Annotated in this window: 5 protein-coding genes; 4 read left to right on the top strand and 1 reads right to left on the bottom strand. The window is 65.1% G+C overall.

The annotated features are described in order from the left end of the window. Positions 1-664: 664 nt before the first annotated feature. On the bottom strand, positions 665-2,392 hold the full coding sequence (locus QZ332_RS11440; protein WP_295765494.1) for a phospho-sugar mutase: 1,728 nt from the start codon (positions 2,390-2,392) through the stop codon (positions 665-667). 274 nt (positions 2,393-2,666) lie between these two features. Here QZ332_RS11440 and dnaA point away from each other — a divergent pair, with 274 nt between their 5' ends. From dnaA to recF, 4 genes are all read left to right on the top strand, one after another. Beyond that, positions 2,667-3,986 (top strand): chromosomal replication initiator protein DnaA, encoded by a 1,320-nt coding sequence (gene dnaA, locus QZ332_RS11435; RefSeq protein ID WP_295765492.1) that lies wholly within the window; start codon positions 2,667-2,669, stop codon positions 3,984-3,986. A 289-nt stretch (positions 3,987-4,275) separates the two neighbouring features. Then, positions 4,276-5,391, top strand: coding sequence for a DNA polymerase III subunit beta (dnaN, locus tag QZ332_RS11430; protein ID WP_295765490.1), 1,116 nt, complete (start codon positions 4,276-4,278; stop codon positions 5,389-5,391). A 9-nt stretch (positions 5,392-5,400) separates the two neighbouring features. Then, positions 5,401-5,625 carry an RNA-binding S4 domain-containing protein gene (locus tag QZ332_RS11425; protein ID WP_295765488.1) on the top strand — a complete coding sequence of 75 codons (225 nt, stop codon included), beginning with the start codon at positions 5,401-5,403 and terminating at the stop codon, positions 5,623-5,625. Continuing rightward, on the top strand, positions 5,606-6,709 hold the full coding sequence (recF, locus tag QZ332_RS11420; RefSeq protein WP_295765486.1) for a DNA replication/repair protein RecF: 1,104 nt from the start codon (positions 5,606-5,608) through the stop codon (positions 6,707-6,709). The genes QZ332_RS11425 and recF overlap by 20 nt, the downstream gene beginning before the upstream one ends. Positions 6,710-6,837 lie beyond the last annotated feature (128 nt).

Here is a 6,837-nt window from a genome sequence, read left to right as displayed (position 1 = left end):
TAGAGCAGGCTCTCGGCCAGGGCGGTCTTGCCGCTGCCGCTGTGGCCCAGCAGACAGACGTTGCGGATGTTCTGTACAGAATAGCTCATGATTCGTTCCACTCCTTAGTCTTCAGTCTTCTAATGCGGCTCGCAGGTGTCCCGCCGGCCTTCCGCCTCTGCCGCTCCCCTCCGCCCGTCCGTCCTCCCCGCGCCGGGGGACCGGTCCGGGAGGACGGGGCGCGCGCAGCTGTTGAATGGCTCATCGCTCCCCCGGCCGGTGCCTCTCCCTGTCCCGGCGGGCCTGGGGACCGCAAGCGTCCAATATATGGATTATACAACAGGCCGGGGCGGAATACAACTAAAATTTTGTGCAGGATCACATTTTTCAGGGATCGCCAGATCGGCAGGAAAAAATTCGTACATTTCACATAGGAGGGGAGGAGGAGGCCCGCCGCTCATGAGCGGCGGGCCTCCTCCTAGTGTCAAAAAAGCAAGGGGAGACATCCTCGACGAGAAGGGGGAGAGTCACGAGAGGGGCCCAGGAAGGGCCCCTCCCGTTTTCGATCGTAAGTCCTCAGGGCTTTTCGAACGTCCTGAAAACTTGCCCAGCCTGTCGAGAAGACGCTTTCGACAGGCCAAGGCCCGCCGCTCGTGAGCGGCGGGCCTCAAGCCTCATCATCCTGTCATCCCTGCAGAGAACCGGCCCAGACGCCGTACTTGGCCACGTTCGCCTTGGCCTCCGCGGCGTCCTTCCCCTGGGTGAGGATGTACACCTTGATCTTGGGCTCCGTGCCGGAGGGCCGCACGATCAGGGACGTGCCGTCCGCCATCTCGAAGCGCAGCACGTTGGACCCCGAGAGCTCCATGGCGCTCTTGGCGCCGGTGGCGCAGTCGGTGACGCTGCCGTCGGAGTAGTCCTTGAACTGGACCACCGCCACGCCGGAGATCTCCGCCGGGGGCGCCTCCCGCAGGCCCGCCATCAGCTTCGCCATGTCCTTCAGGCCGTCCAGGCCGGGCATGACCAGGTTATAGGTGTGCTCCGCGTACCAGCCATATCTCTCATACAGCGCGTCCAGGGCCTCCGCCAGGGTCATCCCCTGTCCGGCGTACCAGGCCGCCATCTCCGTGAGGACCAGGGCGGCGGTGACGGCGTCCTTGTCCCGGACGTAGTCGCCCAGCATATAGCCATAGCTCTCCTCATAGGAGAAGATGACCTTGCCCTCGCCGGAGGACTCCAGCTTATCCTTCTTCTCCGCCAGGAACTTGAACCCGGTGAAGGTGTCGAAGCACTGCAGGCCGTTGACCTCGGCGACCTTGCGGGCCATCTCCGTGGTGACGATGGTCTTCAGGGCCACGGGCTTCTCGGGCAGGATGCCCGCCCGCTTTTTCGCGCCGATCAGGTAGTCCAGCAGCAGCACGCCGGTCTGGTTGCCGGTGATGACCTTGAACTCGCCGTCCTTGCCGCGGACCATGATGCCCACCCGGTCGGCGTCGGGGTCGGAGCCCAGGATGAAGTCCGCGCCCGCCTCCTTCGCCAGGTCCACGGCCAGGTAGAAGCCCTCGGGGTTCTCCGGGTTCGGGGACTCGACGGTGGGGAAGTCACCGTCGATGACCATCTGCTGGGGGACGCAGAGGACGTGCTTCATGCCAAGGCGCTTCAACGCCTCGGGGATCAGCTTATGGCCGGTGCCGTGGAAGGGGGTGTAGACCATCTTGAAGCTGTCGGCCACCTTGGCGACGGCCTCCTTGTCGTTGACCTGGCCCATGACGTTGGAGAGGAACCTCTCATCGGTCTCGGCCCCCAGGACCTCCACGATCCCGGAAGCCACCGCCTCGTCATACCCCATCTTTTTGACGTCGGAGAAGATGTCGATCTCACCCAGGCGCTTGGCGATGGCGTCGGCGTGGTGGGGGGGCAGCTGGGCGCCGTCCTGCCAGTAGACCTTATAGCCGTTGTACTCCTTGGGGTTGTGGCTGGCGGTGACGTTGATGCCCGCCTGGCAGTGATACTCCCGGACGGCGAAGCTCAGCTCGGGCGTGGGCCGCAGGGACTCGAAGATGCGGACGTGGATGCCGTTGGCGGCACAGACCTCCGCGGCGGCCCGGGCGAACTCCATGGAGTGGTTCCGGCAGTCCATGCAGATGGCGACGCCCCGCTCCTTGCCCTCCTCGCCCTCGGCGCAGATCACGTCGGCGAAGCCCTGGGTGGCCCAGCGGATGACATGGATGTTCATGTTGTGCAATCCGGTGTGCATGGTGCCCCGCAGCCCGGCGGTGCCGAACTCCAGGGGGCCGTAGAACCGGGACTCGATCTCCTTGGGATCGTCCTTGATGGCCTCCAGCTCCGCGTGCTCCTCCGCGCTCAGCGCGGGGCTGGCGAGCCACTTCTCATATTCTTTCATGAAGTCCATAACGATGCTCCTCCTTCTAGGAACGCTGTTCAAGCGTTTTGAACGATCTTTACAACGTCCGATCTCCGGCGGTCGGAAAAACTATTCATGCCGCACAAAAGCATTATAAGAGGATCTTCCAGCCTTGTCAAGGATCGGTACCGGGACCGCCGCCCCCGGCCGGGGCAGGGGCCGGATGCTTATTATTAGAATAGGTATTGCCAATGCAGGATCTTCCTGTTATAATAGGGAACATATCTCAGCGGCTTGAAAAGAAACGTGAGGTGTTTCCTGTTTGAATTCCGTCACCGATATCTGGGAGAACGTCCTGCGCCAGCTCCGGGGGACCCTCTCCGAGACCACCATCGCCACCTGGTTCGACGAGCTCACCATCGTGGACATCAAGGGCAGTACCTGCTACCTCCACTGCGCCAGCGATTTCAAGAGGGGGTATCTGGAGTCCCTCTTCCTGGACAACATCCGATCCGCCCTCCACGACCTCTTCTCCACCGACTTCGAGGTCAAGATCCTGGACGATGCCGGGCTCCTGGAGTTCCAGGGCGGCCCCGCCCCGAAGAAGCAGGCCGAGCGCTTCACCTATGCCGAGTTCACGTTCGAGACCTTCGTCGTCGGCCCGTCCAACAAGCTGGCCCACGCGGCCTCCATGGCCGTGGCGGAACACCCCGCCCAGAACTACAACCCCCTCCTGATCTATGGGGATTCCGGCCTGGGGAAGACGCACCTGCTCTACGCCATCGCCAACGTCATCCGGCGCAGCGACCCCGCCTCGAAGATCGTCTACATCAAAGGCGACGAGTTCATCAACGAGTTCATCGAGCTGGTCCGCTCCGGCCGGGGCAGCGAGTTCCGGGCCAAATACCGGGAGGCCGACCTGCTGCTGGTGGACGACGTGCAGTTCGTGGCGGGCAAGGAACAGGTGCAGAACGAGTTCTTCCACACCTTCAACACCCTCTATGAGTCTGGGCGGCAGATCGTGCTGACCTCCGACCGGCCCCCCTCCGAGATGACGCTCTTGGACGACCGGCTCCGCACCCGCTTCGAGTGGGGATTGCTGGCCGACGTGACGCCGCCGGACTTCGAGACCCGGGTGGCCATCGTCAAGAACAAGGCGGCCCTCCTGGGCATGGACCTGCCGGACAAGATCGCCGTCATGATCGCCCAGAACGTCACCGCCAACGTCCGCCAGCTGGAGGGCACCGTCAACAAGGTCCTGGCCTATAAGGACCTGCTGGGCAGCGAGACCGACGAGGCCACGGTCTCCCGCGCCATGCAGGACATCCTCAAGGGCAGCAACGAATACATCCCCACCCCGGAAGCGATCTTGGCCTACGTCAGCCGGTACTACCAGCTGGACGAGTCCGTGGTCCGGGGACAGCAGCGGATGCGCAGCGCCGTCGCCGCCCGGCAGATCGCCATGTACCTCATCCGCAGCATGACGAACCTCTCCCAGGACAACATCGGCCAGCTCTTCGACGATCGGGACCACTCCACCGTCATCCACTCCATCCGCCAGGTGGAGCAGAAGATGAAGAAGGACCCCTCCTTCGCCGAGATGGTGAAGGAGCTCAAGAGCAACATCACCTCCCGGCACTGATCTTTCCACGATCCGCCGTGGGAAAACGGGGGAGATCTCGTGGAAAAGACGGCTTTCGACGAAGGCCGTGGGAAAGCCTCCTGCTTTCCAACAAAGGCTGTGGGATCTCTGAGCCTTGCCGCCCCTGGGATGCCCGTCCTTTTCCACAAAACTCCTCCCTACGGCTACTGTTTCTAAAATATATCTTTTTTCCCTTTGAAAGCGGCGCCTCCCCTCGTTTCCCCGGAGGGGCCCCGGCGTCCGACACCATGAACCATTTCCGCGCTCTCTAGCGCAAGGAGGTCCTCCTATGAGATTCAGCTGTGAAAAAGCCCTGCTCCAGAACGCCATCGCCGTCACCAGCCGCGCGGTGGCCCAAAAAAGCTCCATCCCCGCCCTGGAAGGTCTGCTCCTCGCGGCCGGCGGGGACGGCCTGACCGTCTCCGGCTACAACATGCAGACCGGCATCCGGGCCAAGGTCTCCGCCGGCGTGGAGGAGCCCGGCGACATCGTGCTCAATGCCCGGCTCTTCGGCGATATCATCCGCCGGATGCCCGACGACGCCGTCACCTTCACCGTCGGCGGCAAGTCCCAGGTGCGCCTGCGCTGCGGCGACGCGGACTTCGAGATCCCCGGCCTCTCCGCCGCGGATTACCCGGACCTGCCGGAGGTGGAGGACGAGTACGCCGTCTCCATCCAGCGCAAGGTCCTCCGGGCCATGATCGAGGAGGTGGCCTTCGCCGTCTCCACCAACGAGAGCCGCCCGGTGCACACCGGCGCCCTCTTCGAGATCGGCGAGGGCGGGCTGACCATGGCCGCCGTGGACGGGTTCCGCCTGGCGGTGCGGAAGGAGCCGCTGGAGAAGATGGAGGGCGGCGCGTTCTCCTTCGTGGCCCCCGGCTCCGCGCTGAACGAGGTCAAGGGCATCTGCGGCGACGTGGAGGACCTGGCGGAGATCACCCTGGGCAAGCGGCACATCCTCTTCACCGTCGGGAACGTGGAGCTGATCTGCCGCCGCCTGGAGGGGGAGTTCCTGGATTACCGGAACGCCATCCCCAAGAAGAACCCCATCGCCGTCACGGCGGACACCAAGGCCCTGATCGAGAGCATCGACCGGGTCAGCGTGGTCATCTCCGACAAGCTGAAGAGCCCGGTGCGCTGCCGCTTCGAGGAGGGGCGGGTCCTCCTCTCCGCCAAGACCGGCAACGGCGAGGCCAAGGACGTCTGCCGCGTGGACGGCGACGGCGACGGATTGGAGATCGGCTTCAACAACCGCTATTTGATGGAGGCCCTGCGCTACGCTCCGGCGGACTCCGTCCGCATCGAGCTGAACACCGGCGTGTCCCCGGCCATCATCGTGCCCACCGACGGCAAGGACCGCTTCCTCTACATGGTCCTGCCGGTGCGGCTGAAGAACCCGGACTGAGGCGGGGCCATGAGGGAGATCGTCATCACGACGGAGCATATCAAGCTCCAAGATCTTTTGAAGCTCGCCGCCCTGGTGCACAGCGGGGGTGAGGCGAAGGAGCGCATCCAGGCCGGAGAGGTCCGGGTCAACGGCGGGATCTGCCTCCAGCGGGGGAAGAAGATACGTCCCGGGGACGAGGTGTCCTTCTCCGGGGAGCGGCTGGGTGTCCGGTATGCGGATCGACCGTCTTGAGCTGGAGGGCTTCCGGAACTACCTTCGGCAGGCCGCGCAGTTCGATCCCCGCTGCAACGTGATCTGCGGCGAGAACGCCCAGGGGAAGACGAACCTTTTGGAGGCCGTCGTCTACCTCTCCCGGGGGCGGTCCCCCAGGGCCAGGACGGACCGGGAGATGATCGGCTTCCAGGCCGAGGGGGCCCGGCTGACGGCCCAGGTGGAGTCCCGGGAGCGGGCGTTCAAGATCCAGGCGGACCTGTGGCGGGGGAAGCGGCGGAAGATCACGGTGAACCAGGTCCCCGTCAAGACCGGCGCGGCCCTGGGGGACGTGTATCACACGGTGCTCTTCCAGCCGGAGGACCTCTCCCTCATCCGGGAGGGGGCCGCCGCCCGGCGGCGCTTCATGGACACGGCCCTCTGCCAGCTCCGGCCCCGGTACGCCGCGGTCCTGGCGGGCTATGAGAGGGCCAGGGAGCAGAAGGGCCGCATCCTCCGGGACTGGGGCCGCCGCCCGGACCTGCTGGAGGCCCTGCCGGAGTTCGATGAGCAGATGATCCGCCTGGGCGCGGCGCTGATCCGGTACCGCTATCGGTTCTCCCTCCGCCTGGGGGAGCACGCCGCGGTCCACCATCGGGAGTGCTCCGGGGGCCGGGAGGAGCTGGAGCTCTGTTACCGGACCGTGTCTTCCGTGGAGGACGCCGGCGCGGACGCGGAGACGCTGGCGGACCGCCTCCGGCGGCATATGGAGTCCCACCGCCAGGCGGAGCTGGCCTCCGGGCTGTGCCTCTCCGGGCCCCATAAGGACGACCTCTTTGTCACCATCGGCGGGCGGGACGCGAAGCAGTACGCCTCCCAGGGCCAGACCCGGACGGCGGCGCTGGCGCTGAAGCTGGCGGAACGGGAGATCTACCGGGACGCCTCGGGGGAGTGGCCGGTGCTGCTGCTGGACGACGTGCTCAGCGAACTGGATCCGAGGCGCCAGGATTTCGTCCTGAACCGCATCGCGGGGGGGCAGGTGTTCATCACCTGCTGTGAAGAAGATCGATCGTCCGGCCTCCTGGGGGGCAGGGTGTTCCATGTAGAAAACGGGACGATCCGGTGATGGACACGCGACTGAGCGGAGGCGAAGGAGCCGCGCGGCAGCGCGTATGAGATCGCCGCGCCGCCACGCGGCGCATCACCTGCTGTGAAGAAGATCGATCGTCCGGCCTCCTGGGGGGCAGGGTGTTC

This window comes from uncultured Oscillibacter sp., from assembly GCF_910584465.1.
Taxonomy (GTDB): Bacteria; Bacillota; Clostridia; order Oscillospirales; family Oscillospiraceae; genus Oscillibacter.
Note: the sequence above shows the minus strand (reverse complement) of the source record. Positions and strands in the feature narration are given on the sequence as shown.

Coding starts and splice junctions, on each gene's coding strand:
- QZ332_RS11440 (WP_295765494.1), bottom strand. CDS start 2,392: ATGGACTTCATGAAAGAATATGAGAAGTGGCTCGCCAGCCCCGCGCTG.
- dnaN (WP_295765490.1), top strand. CDS start 4,276: ATGAGATTCAGCTGTGAAAAAGCCCTGCTCCAGAACGCCATCGCCGTC.
- QZ332_RS11425 (WP_295765488.1), top strand. CDS start 5,401: ATGAGGGAGATCGTCATCACGACGGAGCATATCAAGCTCCAAGATCTT.
- recF (WP_295765486.1), top strand. CDS start 5,606: ATGCGGATCGACCGTCTTGAGCTGGAGGGCTTCCGGAACTACCTTCGG.